We start from the raw sequence: 15,950 nt of genomic DNA, 5'->3' as shown, positions 1-15,950 counted from the left end.
GAAATAATACTTAACACATTTCCGTAGATTAAATGGGCGTTATTTATTATTTTTGCGCCAAAATTCCCTGTAATGCAAAAAAAGATTATTTCCGTTCTTTTCTCCACTCGTTTAACTGCTTTTTTATTTATTGTTTTTGCTGTCGCGATGGCCGCTGGAACCTTTATGGATGCATCAGCCCAAAAACCTCCAACCGCTTATTCAAGAGAGCTAATTTATAACGCATGGTGGTTTGAGGCCATAATGGCGCTGTTTGTTGTAAATTTTATAGGAAATATTTTTCGGTACAATCTTCACAAGCGTAAAATGTGGGCTTCGTTGATACTTCACTTGGCTTTTATTTTTATAATTATTGGTGCTTTTGTAACGCGTTATATTGGCTATGAAGGTATTATGCATATTCGTGAAGGACAAACTGAAAGCTCTATACTTTCAGATAAAACTTATTTAACAACCTTTATTGACGGAGATTACATGATTGACGGGGTAGCACAAAGGAGACCTTTGGAGCCAAAGAAATTAAATCTTTCTGAAAAGCTGAATAACGATTTTACGATTGAAACAGACTACAATAAGCAGCCCGTTACCATTAAATATAAAAATTATATAAAAGGTGCAACGGAAGGCTTAAGCCCAAGTGAAGAAGGCGAGCAATATTTAAAAATAGTAGAGTCAGGTGATGGGGAACGTCATGATCATTGGGTAAAAGTTGGGGAAGTTTCAAATATCCATAACATTCTTTTCGCAATAAACAAACCTACAGAGGGAGCTATAAACATCACTTATTTAGAGGATGGAACCTATACTGTTTCTAGTCCTTTTGAAGGAAATTTTATGCGAATGGCAGACCAAATGAAGGGTGAAGTTGTTGCAGACAGTGTGCAGGCTTTTAATTTGCGATCACTTTATAGAATGGCAGGTATTTCCTTTGTGATTCCAGAACCTGTTACAAAAGGAATTTTTGGTGTTGTAAAAGCTCCAGCAGGCGAGCCTTCAAATCAAGATGCGCTTATTTTAGAAGTTTCTTCAAAAGATGAAACAAAAACTGTAGAACTTCTCGGTGGAAAAGGAACTTCGCCAGACCCCGAAGAAGTTGAAATTGCTGGATTGAAAGTTTATTTGAGCTACGGTTCAGAAAAAATTGATATTCCTTTTAGTATAACTCTTAATGATTTTATTGCTACAAAATATCCTGGCACTGAAAAAGGTTATTCTTCCTTTAAAAGTAAAGTAACTGTTATCGATGCAGATAAATCACATTTCGATGCAGATATTTTTATGAATCATGTTTTGGATCATAAGGGCTTTCGCTTTTTTCAAGCAAGCTTTGACCCCGATGAAGGCGGTACTATACTTTCCGTAAACCACGATCGTTGGGGAACCTGGATTACTTATTTAGGTTATTTTCTGTTGTATTTTGGTCTAATGGCTATTCTTTTTAGTAAACACAGTCGTTTTGGTAAACTGGAAGAAATTTTAAATCGCATTAAAAGGAAGAAAAAAAGTATGATAACAATCTTAGTATTGTTATTTTCTCTTTCGGGTATAGCTCAAGTAGCAAAGGAACCTGCACATACCACAGTTCCAAAAAAACAAATAGACTCAGTAATAAAAGTAAATGCTGTCAGCAAGGAACACGCTGCAAAGTTCGGTCATTTAATAATTCAGGACAATGGGCGTATGAAGCCCATCAACACCTTTGCGAGCGAGCTTTTACGAAAAATAAGTCGCAGTGATAATTACGAAGGGTTGGATGCCAATCAGGTTTTTATTTCAATGACTGAGTTTCCGAGGCTTTGGGTTGAAGTGCCTTTGATTGCGCTAAAGCGAGGTAACGACAGTATTCGTCACGTTGCAGGAGTTCCAGACGGACAAGAAGATATTGCGTTGCTTGATCTTTTTGATTCAAAAGGAAACTACAAATTGGAACCGTATTTGGAAGCAGCCACTCGGACAACCAATCCAAACCAGTTTCAAAAGGATTTTATTAAAGCACACGAAAACTTTTCATTGCTGAATGCTGCTTTAAGTGGAAGTATTCTGAAAATATTTCCCATTCCCGATGATGAGGGAAATAAATGGGTTTCTTATCCCGAACTTAATGAAACTAATTTGAAAGGAATGGATTCATTGTACGCCAAAAATATTCTTCCGCTGTATTTTGACAGTTTAAAAAAAGCACGGGAAAGCGGCGATTATAAACAGGCCGATGAACTTTTGGAAAGTATAACTAATTTTCAAAAAAAGTACGGAGCCGAAGTAATGCCATCTGAAAACAAACTTCGCGCCGAAACTATTTATAACCAAGCCGATATATTTAATAGGTTGTATAAATATTTTGCAATCTTTGGTATTTTGATGTTTGTCTTTATTATAGCACAACTTTTTAAAGATCGAAAAATATTACGAACACTTATAAAGGCATCGAAAATCATCATGTGGGGTTTCTTCGCATTAATGACTTTAGGACTTGCGCTGCGTTGGTACGTTAGTGGTCATGCACCTTGGAGTGATGCCTATGAATCTGTAATCTATGTTGCTTGGGCAACCATTTTCTTCGGAATGGCTTTTGGACGTAGAAGTGATTTAACAGTTGCATCCACAGCTTTTGTAGGTGCAATTATTCTTTGGGTTGCTCATGAAAACTGGCTAGATCCATCTATTGCAAATCTTCAGCCCGTTTTAGATAGTTATTGGTTGATGATACACGTTGCTGTGATTGTGGCTAGTTATGGCCCATTCACTTTGGGGATGATTCTCGCGGCAACTTCTTTGTTTTTGATGATTTTCACAACAAAAGGAAATTTGAAAAAAATGGAAATCAATATAAGTGAATTAACTGTGGTAACAGAAATGGCACTTACGGTTGGTTTGGTTATGCTTACTATCGGGAACTTTTTGGGCGGTCAGTGGGCCAATGATAGCTGGGGCCGTTATTGGGGCTGGGATCCAAAAGAAACGTGGGCGCTTGTCAGCATTATGGTCTACGCCTTTGTAATTCACGCCAGATTGGTTCCCGGATTGCGCGGTCGTTGGATTTTTAATGTTTTTGCACTTTTTGCGTATGCTTCTATTATGATGACCTATTTTGGAGTGAATTTCTATCTAAGCGGCTTACATTCCTACGCAAGTGGTGATGCTCCTGCAACGCCTACTTTTGTTTGGTGGATTGCAATTTTTGCAGTGATTTTAAGTACTGTGGCTTATTTTAGGTATAAGAAGTTTTATGGGAAGAAAAAGAAAGTAAAGAAAATTGAATAAAAAATAAAACCACGAATTCACGAATATTTTAGAAAATAATTCGTGAATTCGTGGTCAAAAAAACTAAAATATTTTAAACCATATCTTCTGGTTTTACCCATTCATCAAACTCTTCGGCAGTTAAATAACCGAGATTCACCGCTTCTTCTTTTAGGGTAGTTCCGTTTTTATGAGCGGTGTTTGCAATTTCTGCGGCTTTGTAATACCCTATTTTTGGATTTAAAGCAGTAACAAGCATCAAACTGTTATTCAGTTGCTTTTTGATTATCTCATAATTAGGCTCAATTCCCTTTGCGCAATGCACGTCAAAAGAAACACAAGCATCACCAATCAATTGTGCGGATTGAAGAAAATTGGCAGCCATAACAGGTTTAAAAACGTTCAGTTCAAATTGTCCCTGCATACCGCCAACGGCAATTGCCATATCATTTCCAATTACTTGCGCGCAAACCATGGTTAGTGCTTCACACTGCGTTGGGTTCACTTTGCCGGGCATAATAGATGAACCTGGTTCGTTAGCTGGAATGCTTATTTCACCAATTCCGCTGCGTGGGCCGCTGGAAAGCATGCGCACATCATTTGCTATTTTATTCAATGAAACGGCCAACTGTTTCAAAGCACCGTGACTTTCAACCAAAGCATCGTGTGCCGCAAGGGCTTCAAACTTATTTTTTGCAGTTACAAATGGCAATTCGGTAAACTTTGCAATGAATTCAGCAACTTTTACATCATAACCTTTTGGAGTATTTAAACCTGTTCCCACAGCGGTTCCCCCCAAAGCAAGTTCTGCTAAATGCGGAAGTGTATTTTTCAAAGCTTTAATTCCGTATTCAAGTTGTGCGGCATATCCACTAAATTCTTGCCCAAGAGTTAGGGGAGTGGCGTCCATAAAATGGGTGCGGCCAATTTTCACTACGTTTTTAAATTCCTCAGCTTTTTTTGAAAGTGTTTTTTGAAGTTGCTCAACTCCGGGAAGCGTGGTTTCAATCAATTTTTTATAAGCGGCAATGTGCATTCCCGTGGGGAAAGTGTCGTTAGAAGATTGTGACTTGTTTACATCATCATTCGGTTGAAGCGTTTTTTCGCCTTCACCAATGGTTTTTCCAGCAATTTGGTGAGCGCGGTTTGCAATTACTTCGTTCACGTTCATATTGCTTTGTGTGCCGCTTCCTGTTTGCCAAATTACCAATGGAAATTGGTCATCGTGTTTTCCGTCCAAAATTTCATCACAAACCCTGGCAATCAAATCTCTTTTTTCTTCGGAAAGTACACCGAGCTCACAGTTAGTATAGGCCGCTGCTTTTTTTAAATATGCAAAGCCATAAATTATTTCCAAGGGCATGGAAGCCTTCGGACCGATTTTAAAATTTTCAAAAGAACGCTCCGTTTGTGCGCCCCAAAGTTTATCGGCTGGTACTTTTACCTCGCCCATCGTGTCTTTTTCTATTCTATATTGCATTGTGAAATAATTATTATGAATTATTATCCCTCCTTAATTTTAAAGCTGAGAGTACAAAGGCAAAGGTAATGAAAAGCCAAAAGTTGTTCAACCCGCACAGATGTTTATTTGTTGTGAATAAATCGAAAAATTTTATTGTCGTTTCTCAAAAAAACCTTTTATCTTTGAACCATCAATTTAAAAACGCCACACCATGTTTACTTTTGAACAATATTTAGGATTTCTTGCATTTTTAATGATTCTTACTTTAGGATTTTGGTTAATGATCTTCTTGGTAAGCATTCTTCCTTATTGGATTGGCGGATCGCTATACGAAAATTGGAAAATGAAGCGTGAGGAAAAGAAAAACAAAGAATTGAAATAATTTTTAAAACATATTTTATATAAAAAAGGGAACCAATTTGGTTCCCTTTTTTTATGCTTTATGAAGAAGAAATCTATCCTTCAAATCCACCTTCATCATCACCACTTCTTTCAGGGCGTTGGCGCTGTTTCTTTTGGTTAAAGCGGTATGTGAAAGTTAATGTTACTTGACGTTGTCTCCATTGAAATTCGCTTTCGCTGGTAAAGGTATTTGTTGTTGTTAGACTGTTTCTTTTTCTAGTATTGAAAAGATCGCTAACGCTTAATGCGAGTGTTGCATTATCATCAATTATGTCTTTACTCATTGCCATATCTACCGAAAGTATTCCGTCTGTTTCTGTTTGGGAATTATTTGAAGGCCCTCTGTAAAAGGCATTTGTTTGCCATTCAATCTTTGCGGGTAGTTTAAATTTACTGCTGAATCTACCAAAATAGCTGGTGTTTTCTGCGCCATAATCCACATTGTTATAAAAGCCTTCCGTTTTGAAAAGGAAATAATTAAAGCTTCCGTTTAAATTTAACCATTTTGTTGGATTGTACATAAGACCAGCTTCAAAACCGTAGCGCTCATTTGTGGAAAGGTTTATAGGTAGTGTGCGGATAATGGGTATTCCATTGCTGGTTTCATCACCAGTTTCTTCTTGCACTCTTTCAAAAGCATCTGTTTCATTTTGATAGTATACCGAAGCAGTCAATGTGAGTTTTTTCCAACGTTTTAGGTACCCTAAATCGAAAGCGCTTGCATAAGCTGGATCTAAATCTGGATTTCCTTGAAAAATATTAGCCTCACTGGAGCGAGATGGAAAGGGATTTATATACCAATTTCTAGGTCTGTTGATACGTCTGTTATATCCAAGAGTAATATTTTCGTTATCTTTTATTTCGTAAGTAAGATTTACGGTTGGGAATAAGCCAGTGTAACTTTTGTCGAAATTTAAGTCGAAAGGCGCATTCTCTGAAACATTTTCAGCGGCTACTTTTCCTTTTAATTGTGTGTTTTCAAGGCGAAGCCCGAGTAAGAAAGAAAACTTTCCAAATTTATTTCCATATTGTGTATAAAAGGCATTCACATTTTCATTGTATGTAAAAACATTTGAAAGACTATCATTTCTAATAAAATTCCCGGACGTACCAGCTTCCTCAAGCAAAGTATAATCAGTAATGTTTTCTTCAAAATTACCACGGTAACCTGCCTCAAATTGTGCATTCTCTCCCATAGGCAAGACATAATCTACCTGCGCTAAATACTCTTTTTGATTTTCTTTATTGATAATATCTTCAGAAGGAAGAACTTCAAAATCTGGCAGCGTTCTTTGATTAGTAATTAATGAACGCTCCGTGTCTTTACCTCGATCATACTGAAGATCTGCGGTTAATTTGTGGCCTTCGTCATTGAAATTGTTTACATAATTTAATGAAAACTGATAATTTGATCTGTCTTCAATTTGGTTCTCAAGTCTTCTGCTCTGTTCTTCAAGTATATTATTGTTATAATTTGCGGTATTGTTTGTAGTTTGATCATCGCCATCGTTTTGGCGGTAAAAACCACTTGCGGTAATTGAGGATTGGTCAGATAAAAAATATTCAATACCCAAATTTGTGTTGAAGCCTTTACCCATGCGGTCGTATTTTCTATCTTCAATCACTTGATCAAATTCAGGGTCTATTGTTATCGGTTCCTCATCATCGTCCAATACTGGTTCTCCATTTTCGTCCAAGAGTGGACGTGGGAAGTAGTTATTATTGAAAAAAGCCTTTCCGGGACTATTTCTGTAATAAACCCCTGTGGTATTAAAAATATTAAATTTATCCGTTCGAAGATTTATATTTCCAGTTGCGTTGCTGTTAAGAGGAACGCCAATGCTGGTACTAATAGAACCGTTAAGACCAAGTGTTTTTTCTTTTTTAAGAATGATATTCAGGATTCCTGCGGTTCCTTCGGCATCATAACGAGCTGACGGAGACGTAATAACTTCAACACGTTCAATAGCTTCTGCAGGAAGTTGGCGTAGGGCATCCGTAGAACCAAAACCAGCAATAGCTGAAGGTTTTCCGTTAATAAGGATTTTTACATTTTCGTTTCCACGTAGGGCTATCGCCCCATCAACATCAACTGTTACCGAAGGTACATTGTTTAATGCGTCACTAACTGTAGCACCACCCGAAGTAAGATCTTTACCTATATTATATATTTTTTTGTCTAGCCTAACCTGTACCTCGGTAGTTTCTGCGCGAATTACTACTTCGTCCAGGCTTGCCGCATCTAAGGCCAAAGAAATATTGGGAAGTGTTGTGTTTTTTGTGAGATTTTGATTAGTGAGTTGTTTTGTTTTGTATGAAATAAATTCAAACTGTACTGTATATTTTCCTTCGGGAACTTCAATACTGTAATTACCTTCTGTATTGGTTATTCCTCCAGTAATAGTTTTACCTTGTGGGTTTATGAAAGAAACCGTAGCGTATTCCAAAGGATAATTAGTTCCTTCTTCTAAAATGGTTCCTTTAACGGTAATTTGTTTTTTTTCAGGTTGTTGCGCAAATAAGGTAGAGGTCGCGCATAGTAGCAGTACAGATAATAAAAACTTCATAGAATTCTTTAGAAAATTTGACTCACGAAAATAGCCGTGGTTTAATGATGATTTGCCAATTTTCTGTTAAATAAATTAAGTTTAATTATAAAATATCGAGAACTTTTTGAGGTGGTCTGCCAATAATGGCATGGGTCCCTTTAATAGCTATGGGACGTTCAATAAGTCTGGGGTTTTCAATCATAGCATCTATAATCTCCTCATCGGTGAGATCTTTACCTTTGTAATTTTCTTTCCAATCGATTTCCTGGGTTCGAACAAGCTCTATAGGCTTTATTCCCAAAAGTTCAATTACTTGCTTCAGCTCTTGGTGTGAAGGCGGTTTTTCAAGGTATTTAACTATTTCAATAGTTTCGCCTTCCCGTTCCAAAAGCATAAGTGCTTCGCGGGATTTGCTGCAGCGGGGGTTGTGGTACAAAGTTGTCATATTATAATTTAAAGTTCAGAGCTCAAAGTTCAAAGATTTTTTTTGAATATGGTTGTAAATACTTAATGCAATTCGCTACATTTTTCCTAATTCATCTAGTTCCAATTTATAATCATATTGTAAATCTTCGTGTAATGTCTCTACTTTTTTTGAAATGTAATCCAGTTGTCTATTATATAAATTGGTAAGTGTAGTATTTCGTTTTATAGCCGGTTTAAAATCTTTTAATTTTTGGCAAAAATAAAGCAAAAGCTCCACTTCGGTTTCCTTATTCTGTGAATAGCGGATGAATTTTTTTAGTTCACGCAAAATTTTTCGAATGCTTTTTTTAATATAGAAAAAAGTTTTTGTGTTTATAGTTTCAAAATCGGCATCCACTTTTGTTTTTATACTTTGAATGAAACTTTCTTCATCTGCAGATTCAAAAAGTAAATAGGTGAGCAGTTCTTTATTTTCCTTTTTAAATTTTGAAAGTCGAAGGCAAAGCTCTAATAATTCTTGAGTGGAACGATGATTCAGTTCCGTTTTTATTTCTTTTAATGAAGCAGCTTTCATGGCTTTTATTTAAAGTAAAAATACATTTGATTTTTAGTTAATAAAAAATTTCTAGTGGTAAAACACTAAAAGTTACTTAAAAAATCATTTAATAAATTCAATTTCCAAACGAGAACTTTTTTTGTGTACATTTAAAATCGCAAAAAAATAATATGGCGTCAAAAAAAATAAAATTTACCTTTTCGCTCTTCGCTATTATATGTTTTGGAGCTTTTTCCCAAAACAACCCACAAAATAATATATACGAAACTTACGACAAAATTGTTGGTTTGGATAATACAGGACTTTATAACGGAACTGAGTTTGCCGACCCCTTTTTAAATACGGACGGAAGTTATAGGTATTTTAATGGTTTTGATTACTTCAAGGGTTCCGTAGAATACAATGGGCAATATTATGTCAATGTTTTTTTGAAATATGATCTTTTAGCAGATAATTTATTAGTCCGTTCTGATGATAATTTGAGCATATTCAATGTGAATTTAATTCCTGAATTTGTAAAAGAATTTTCTATTTATAACAAACATTTTGTTCGATTGACCAAAACCAATCTAAATTTTTCTAAAAATGGTTTTTTCGAGAAAGCTTATCTCGGTAATGATTTAAGCATTTACATAAAACACACAAAAAAGAAAAAAGAAAAGCCATTAAAAAGTGGAATTCAGTACAGTTTTACTGAAGTCAATTTTTATGTGCTTCAAAATGATGAAACCTACTATTTAATTGATTCTTCAAAAGATATTGAAAAGATCTTGCCTGAAAAAAAAGAGCAGATACGCAGCTTTCATAAAAGCTACAAAACGCTCTATAAATCTAACCCGGATAGCTATATGACAAAACTTGTGAAATATTTAGACGGCTCAATAGATAACATAAAACAACCCTAACCTGCAGGTAATTTATATTAGATGAAAAATAACTATTTAGTACTTATTTCGCTTTTATTAGTTTCTTGTAGCATGTTGGGACAAAACAAAACTATAACAGCATCTTTTACCAATACTCCTTTAGAAGAAGCAATTTTGAAGGTAGAAACTCTTTCAGATAATACTTTTTATTTTGATGAAATTTGGTTAAAAGGCCATTTTGTAACTAAAAACTTTGAAAACGAACCGCTGCGCGACGTTTTGGATGGTTTGTTCGCGAACACCAATATAAATTATGTGCTACAGGAAGGAAACGTTATACTTCTTAACAATACCTATGTTTATACTGAATTGCCTTCAGATTATTTTAATGAAGCAAAACCAGACGAAAAGGTTATAGAAGAAAACAATAATACCCCCATTTTTCAGGAAGAATATGCTTCGCCACAAACGGTACGAAATAGAAAAATGGTTACTATTGGCAAACAACGGCCCAATGCAGCTAATAAAACCTACACGCTCACGGGAGTTTTTAAAAACGCCAAGACAGGAGAACCTCTTCAAAGTCTTTCCATTTCTACTACAGACCGCACCAAATATGCTGTAACTGATTCTGATGGAGGTTTTAGTATCCGTTTGCCCTATGGTTTGAATAAATTGGAAACGAATCTTTTGGGGTATGAAAAAATAAGACAGGACGTTATTATGTATGGTGATGGCACACTGAATATTTCATTACAGGAAAACACAGAATCACTTGAAGAAGTAGTAGTAAAATCAAATAAAGATGCCAATGTACGGGATGCAGTGGTTGGCGTAACCAATATTGACATAGAATCAATCAAAACAATCCCCTTGGTTCTGGGAGAACGCGACATTTTGAAGGTTGCCACAACAATGCCGGGAATTAAAACAACGGGTGAAGGTTCTAGCGGCTTCAACGTTCGTGGTGGTCGTTCAGATCAAAACCTTATTTTATTGGACGATGCAGTACTTTATAACCCGTCTCACTTTTTAGGTTTCTTTTCTGCTGTAAACCCTTTTACAACGGGAAGTTTAGAAATTTACAAAGCAAGTATTCCGGCTGAATATGGGGGAAGATTATCATCTGTTTTTGATATTGAAACAAAATCTGGCAATATGGAAAAATTTTCTGGGGAAGGTTCCGTAGGCCCAATTACAGCCAATCTTGCAGTAGAAGTTCCTGTAGTTAAAGAAAAAGCTTCTTTAATTACTGGCTTCAGGGCTACTTATTCCGATTGGATTTTAAGAAGTCTTAACGAAGATGAACTTAAAAATAGTCAAGCTTCTTTTTATGATGGAATTGTAAAATACAAACACAATATTGATGCTAATAATACGATTCAAGGTACTTTTTATTACAGTAAAGATCGTTTCAGTATAACTTCAGATTCTGTTTTTGATTACAACAACAGGTTGATTTCTTTAAAATACGGCCACAATTTTAGTGAAAAGAGCAGGGCAGAGCTTATTTTGGTAAACAGTCAGTATAAATACGGAATTAATTATGAAGCTGATGCCAACGAAAATTTTGATTTTGGTTACGAGCTCAACGAATATCAAGCAAAACTTAATTTAAATTATAAGTTAAGTGACAAACACAAATTGAGTTACGGACTTAGTAGTAAACTTTATTCTATAGATCCTGGAGAAATTACTCCTATTGGTTCAACTTCGGACGTTAGCCCAAAGAAAGTTGATCGAGAAAAAGGCTTAGAATCTGCCATTTATCTTGCAGATTTGTTTGAAGTGAGCGATAAATTTTTACTGGATGTGGGATTGCGTTATTCAATCTACGCAGCATTGGGGGAAGCTAGCCAAAATGTGTACGCAGAAGGTGTTCCCAAAAGTGAAAGCTCTATAGTTGAAGTTAAAAATTATGGTAAAAATGAAGTAATTGAAACGTATGGCGGTCCAGAATACAGAATTTCTGCCCGCTATTTATTGGGAAATGATTTCTCGGTGAAGGCTGGCTTTAACCGTACCATTCAATATTTGCACCTTCTTTCCACAAATACAACACAGTCACCAACTGATATTTGGAAGCTTTCAGATTTAAACGTTGAGCCACAGCGCGCAAATCAATATTCCTTAGGATTCTTTAAAAATCTTCCTGGGAAAGATGTGGAATTCAGTATTGAAGGCTATTACAAAACAATGAACGACATACTCGATTATAAAATTGGTGCCCAATTAATATTAAACGATGATCTTGAAACCGAACTATTACAAGGTGAAGGTAAAGCGTATGGTGTAGAATTTCTTGTAAAAAAGAATGCAGGCAGATTCAATGGCTATTTTGGATATAGTTATTCGCGTTCCCAAGTAAAGCTGGATAGCCAAATTATACAAGAGCGCGTAAATAATGGAGAATTCTTTCCAGCAAACTATGATAAGCCACACGATTTTTCAGTAGTGGCGAATTATAAACTGACCAAGCGTTTTAGCTTTTCTGGTAATTTCACATATCAAACGGGAAGGCCTATTACATATCCAATTGGGCGATATGTTTTTGCAGGCGAGGAACAAGTGCTTTACAGTGACCGAAATCAATTCCGAATTCCTGATTATTACAGACTTGATTTAGGAGTAAATATTGAAGGAAACCACAAATTGAAAAAATTAGCGCACAGTTTTATTAATATTTCGGTGTATAACGTGTTGGGTAGAAACAATCCATACTCGGTATTTTTTGTTACTGACGAAGGACAAATAAAAGCATACAAAACTTCAATATTTTCAGTACCCGTACCAACAATAACATATAACTTTAAGTTTTAGGAAATATGAAGACAAAAATTTTATATATAACGCTTTTTTCAATTTTGGTTTTTCAGATGGGCTGTACAGAACCTTATGAAATAGAAACGGTGGACTATGAAAAAGTGTTGGTAGTGGAAAGCACCATTACAAATGAAATGAAACCCCAAGTGGTAAAGTTGAGCAGAACTTCAACCCTTGAAAACCCTCAAATTCTAACAGAGAATAATGCAACGGTAACTGTTTCTGGCATTAATGGGGAAACGTATAGTTTTTCACAAGATAATGAAACTGGTTTTTATATTTCAAATGAAGCTTTTAGCTCCCAGCCAAATATTGCTTATACGCTAGAAATAAAAACTCAAGATGGAAAGAGCTATAAATCATCTCCTGTTACCTTACCGCCCGTTATAGAAATGGACGCGGTTTATGCAGAGCGTATTGAAGATTTAAATGAAGATAAAGATGGAGTGCAAGTTTTAGTTAATACTGAAGATCCTACTGGCAATGCAAAATATTTTAGATACGAATATGAAGAAACCTATAAAGTTGTAGCTCCCAACCCTTCGCCCTATATAGCCGAGATAATAAATTTTGATGTTAGTAATTATACTTATGATGTTATTTTAACTCCACGTGAACCCGAAGAAATTTGTTATTCTACCGAATACTCTACGGGCATTAATCAAACCACTACCAAAGAACTCAACGAAAATAGAGTAGTGCGATTTCCTGTTAAATATCTTTCCAAATTAGACGCAAAAATTCAGACCCGCTATAGTATTTTGGTAAAACAATACATTCAAAGTGTAGAAGCATATACCTTTTATAAAATATTGAAAGAACTGGGAAGTTTAGAAAGCTTGCTTTCACAAGGGCAACCAGGCTATGTTGCTGGTAATATGGTTTCTGAAATGAACCCCGATGAAAAAGTTTTAGGGTTCTTTGAGGCGTCTTCTATGACTTCAAAAAGAATCTATTTTAACTATGCGGATTTTGGGCTTCAAAAGCCTCCTTATTTTGTGGATTGTGATGTGCTGGTACTGGATTATCGTGATAATACAACATTCGATAATGATGCTAACGAACGGGAAGTGATTTTTACATATTTAAGCTATTTTAATTATCAGGTTGTAAATTATGGACAACCTTATTTGTTTACGCTAGCTAAACAAGAATGTAGTGTTTGCACTTCTATTTCATCAAATGTAAGACCCGATTTTTGGGAAGATTAATTATGATAAAAACATCAATATTTATAGTATTTATACTGTTTGGATTTTTTGCTGCTGCACAAATTCCAAACACGGAAGTTGCCGTTGACACAAAAATTTTTCCAAAAGAAACTGTGCAGCTATCTATTAACTCAAACCTGCTTTTAGCAGGCGAACTGCTGCAGTATAAAGCGTATATCCTTAATGCTACAAACAGAGAAACCAGTTTAAGTAAAGTGCTCTATATTTCTATGCGCAACGAAAATGATTCCGTAGTTTTTACACATAAACTGAGAGTAAAAAATAAAACAGCCCAGGGCGATTTTTTTATTCCCTCTTCATTAAAAACAGGGGTTTATAGACTTATAGGTTATACTAATTTTTCAAGAAATAACACTCAAGATGCCATTGTGGAAAAAAGCATTAATGTGATAAATTCTTTCGTAAAAACTAAAAAAATAGCTGGGAAGCAGGTAGATACCGTATTTGTGAAAATGGTAACTGAACCGGGTTCAAAAGAAAGGCTGAGCTCCCCATTAGGGAAGGTTTTAATTACTACAGATAAATCCTCCTATAACCATCGTGAAAAAGTTACTATAAGCATTGAAAATCTAGTTGGCAACAATCCTGAAAATTATGTACTGTCAGTCCGGAAAATAAATCCACTAGAAATTTCGGATAAACCTGAAAATAATCAAAAAAACATAGTTTCAGAAACATTTTATGTACCCGAAGTACGGGGAGAGATTATTTCTGGAGTGGTATTCTCCAAAACGGATAATAAACCTGTTGCAAACAAAGAAGTTTCGCTTACCATTCCTGGAAAAGATTATGTTTTCAAAATAGCAAAAACCAACAGTAACGGTCGCTTTTTCTTTTCAGTGTCTGAAGGATATAATGCTGAAAAAAGTGTTATTCAATTAAACGAAACCAAAACTAACGCCGCAAATTTTAATTTAGTTTTAGATAAAAAAGATTTCGATTTAGGCAAAAGCGATGCTTCATTTTTAAAATTTGATCCTGCAATAAAGGAGTGGTTGCAGGAGCGAAGTGTGCAAATGCAAATAGAAAATGCATACTATGACGCTAAAAGAGATAGTATTATTAAAAATGAAACTAATGCCCAATTTTATAGCAATTTAGGGACGCTATTCTTATTAGACGATTATACTAGATTTCCTAGTGTAAGAGAAACTTTTACCGAAGTTGTAACTCTTGCTGCAATTAGGGGGACGGGTAGCGAAAGCAGATTTGTAGTCAATAATGAATACGATCCAAATGGAACTGCAAACTTTAATGATATACCACCATTGGTGGTTATGGACGGGGTGCAAATTTTGAATAATGAAGATTTGATAAACTATAATTCAAGGGAAATTGAAAGCATCCGTATAATAAATAAACCCTATCGTTTTGGTCCCAAATTATTCAGTGGCATTATAGCTGTTGAAACAAAAAATGGAGATTATTTTCCAATCAATAATAAGGAAAATGTTGAAGAATTTAGCTTGCCGCCTGCTGTAAAAGATAAAAAGTATTTCCGTCTCAATTATGGCCAAAATTCTGCAAATGTAAGAATACCTGATTATAGAGTTCAGCTATTATGGCAACCAGATTTTGATGTTTCTAAAGGTTCAGGTTCAACCACATTTTATACTTCAGATGTAGGGGGAGTTTTTGAAATTTTATTGGAAGGTTATTCGGAAGAAGGTATTCATATTTTATCCAAAAATTATATAACTGTTACAGATAATTAAGGATTTTTGTTAAAATTAGGAAATATTTGTTAAAATTATCCCAAAAATTGTTTAACTTTAGTTGCTGCTTTTTAAACAACCTTAAACCTTCAATATCATGCTTCATTGGAAAGCAACCTATATTATACTCGCAATCGTATTTGCTGTTATAGGTTTTATTGGCATTGGTGAAGGAGGATTAGAGCCTGCAAAATATATTAGCGGTATTTTTATATTATTACTTTTTGTTTTGTGGATAAGTGATTTTGTAGGGAGAAAGAGAAGATAATTCCAACTAAAAAATGATTTGCAAAGGGAACATAGATTTTTTTAAATCTTGTTCCCTTTGTATTTTTATAAACTGCAATCGCCGTTTATGAAATCCTGCAATGTTGGGTTATAGAGATTATTTGTTATATCTAAAGGCTTGTTCATATTTAATACTGCTGTTGTTAGTCCACAAAAATCTGTGAGAGTTTCGTTTGCCCAAATTGTTAAAACACCACCAAAACTTTGTAAATTACTTAAATCGTTGAGGTTTGTAAGGTTTCGACAAAATGTGATCATAAAGTTATCTCCAACAGAATTTAAACTATTTAAGCCAAGTTGTGAGATGCTAGTAGAACTAATAAGAACATAAGTTCCTACGGAAGTAATAGAACTTAGTGGTTGAAGACTTACCAGATTATCATTATAATCT

At 35.1% G+C, this 15,950-nt stretch carries 12 protein-coding genes; 7 read left to right on the top strand and 5 right to left on the bottom strand.

All coding sequences use genetic code 11. From position 1 onward, the window contains the following. The first annotated feature begins 72 nt into the window (after positions 1-72). Entirely contained in the window at positions 73-3,261 is a 3,189-nt protein-coding gene (gene ccsA, locus AEQU1_RS15280; RefSeq protein WP_111882499.1) for a cytochrome c biogenesis protein CcsA, read from the top strand. 73 nt (positions 3,262-3,334) lie between these two features. Here the strand turns inward: ccsA and fumC are convergent, their stop codons facing one another. Beyond that, on the bottom strand, positions 3,335-4,720 hold the full coding sequence (gene fumC, locus AEQU1_RS15275) for a class II fumarate hydratase (protein WP_111882497.1): 1,386 nt from the start codon (positions 4,718-4,720) through the stop codon (positions 3,335-3,337). Between the two features lie 193 nt (positions 4,721-4,913). Here fumC and AEQU1_RS15270 point away from each other — a divergent pair, with 193 nt between their 5' ends. Beyond that, positions 4,914-5,084, top strand: coding sequence for a hypothetical protein (locus tag AEQU1_RS15270; RefSeq protein WP_181566798.1), 171 nt, complete (start codon positions 4,914-4,916; stop codon positions 5,082-5,084). A gap of 73 nt (positions 5,085-5,157) precedes the next feature. Here the strand turns inward: AEQU1_RS15270 and AEQU1_RS15265 are convergent, their stop codons facing one another. From AEQU1_RS15265 to AEQU1_RS15255, 3 genes are all read right to left on the bottom strand, one after another. Further along, a complete protein-coding gene (locus AEQU1_RS15265; RefSeq protein ID WP_111882496.1) occupies positions 5,158-7,671 on the bottom strand; it encodes an outer membrane beta-barrel family protein in 2,514 nt (837 codons plus the stop codon). Between the two features lie 85 nt (positions 7,672-7,756). Further along, the gene (gene arsC, locus AEQU1_RS15260; protein WP_111882494.1) at positions 7,757-8,098 is read right to left on the bottom strand and encodes an arsenate reductase (glutaredoxin); all 342 of its coding nucleotides are present in this window, start codon (positions 8,096-8,098) and stop codon (positions 7,757-7,759) included. Positions 8,099-8,173: 75 nt separating this feature from the next. Continuing rightward, positions 8,174-8,653 carry a hypothetical protein gene (locus AEQU1_RS15255; RefSeq protein WP_111882492.1) on the bottom strand — a complete coding sequence of 160 codons (480 nt, stop codon included), beginning with the start codon at positions 8,651-8,653 and terminating at the stop codon, positions 8,174-8,176. A gap of 152 nt (positions 8,654-8,805) precedes the next feature. On the opposite strand from AEQU1_RS15255, the gene AEQU1_RS15250 reads away from it, so the two are divergent. The 5 genes from AEQU1_RS15250 (at position 8,806) to AEQU1_RS15230 (ending at position 15,539) form a co-directional block, all read left to right on the top strand. Then, positions 8,806-9,540 carry a hypothetical protein gene (locus AEQU1_RS15250; protein ID WP_111882491.1) on the top strand — a complete coding sequence of 245 codons (735 nt, stop codon included), beginning with the start codon at positions 8,806-8,808 and terminating at the stop codon, positions 9,538-9,540. A gap of 21 nt (positions 9,541-9,561) precedes the next feature. Next, complete coding sequence (locus AEQU1_RS15245; protein ID WP_111882489.1) at positions 9,562-12,321, top strand: TonB-dependent receptor; 2,760 nt, start codon at positions 9,562-9,564, stop codon at positions 12,319-12,321. A 5-nt stretch (positions 12,322-12,326) separates the two neighbouring features. Next, entirely contained in the window at positions 12,327-13,535 is a 1,209-nt protein-coding gene (locus AEQU1_RS15240; protein ID WP_111882488.1) for a DUF4249 domain-containing protein, read from the top strand. Positions 13,536-13,537: 2 nt separating this feature from the next. Next, the gene (locus AEQU1_RS15235; protein WP_111882486.1) at positions 13,538-15,271 is read left to right on the top strand and encodes a hypothetical protein; all 1,734 of its coding nucleotides are present in this window, start codon (positions 13,538-13,540) and stop codon (positions 15,269-15,271) included. 97 nt (positions 15,272-15,368) lie between these two features. Further along, the gene (locus AEQU1_RS15230; RefSeq protein ID WP_111882484.1) at positions 15,369-15,539 is read left to right on the top strand and encodes a DUF1328 domain-containing protein; all 171 of its coding nucleotides are present in this window, start codon (positions 15,369-15,371) and stop codon (positions 15,537-15,539) included. Positions 15,540-15,604: 65 nt separating this feature from the next. Here the strand turns inward: AEQU1_RS15230 and AEQU1_RS15225 are convergent. After that, positions 15,605-15,950 (bottom strand): hypothetical protein (locus AEQU1_RS15225; RefSeq protein WP_408730914.1); only part of this gene is annotated, 346 nt, incomplete at its 5' end.

This window comes from Aequorivita sp. CIP111184 (assembly GCF_900489465.1).
Classification (GTDB): Bacteria; Bacteroidota; Bacteroidia; order Flavobacteriales; family Flavobacteriaceae; genus Aequorivita.
Note: the sequence above shows the minus strand (reverse complement) of the source record. Positions and strands in the feature narration are given on the sequence as shown.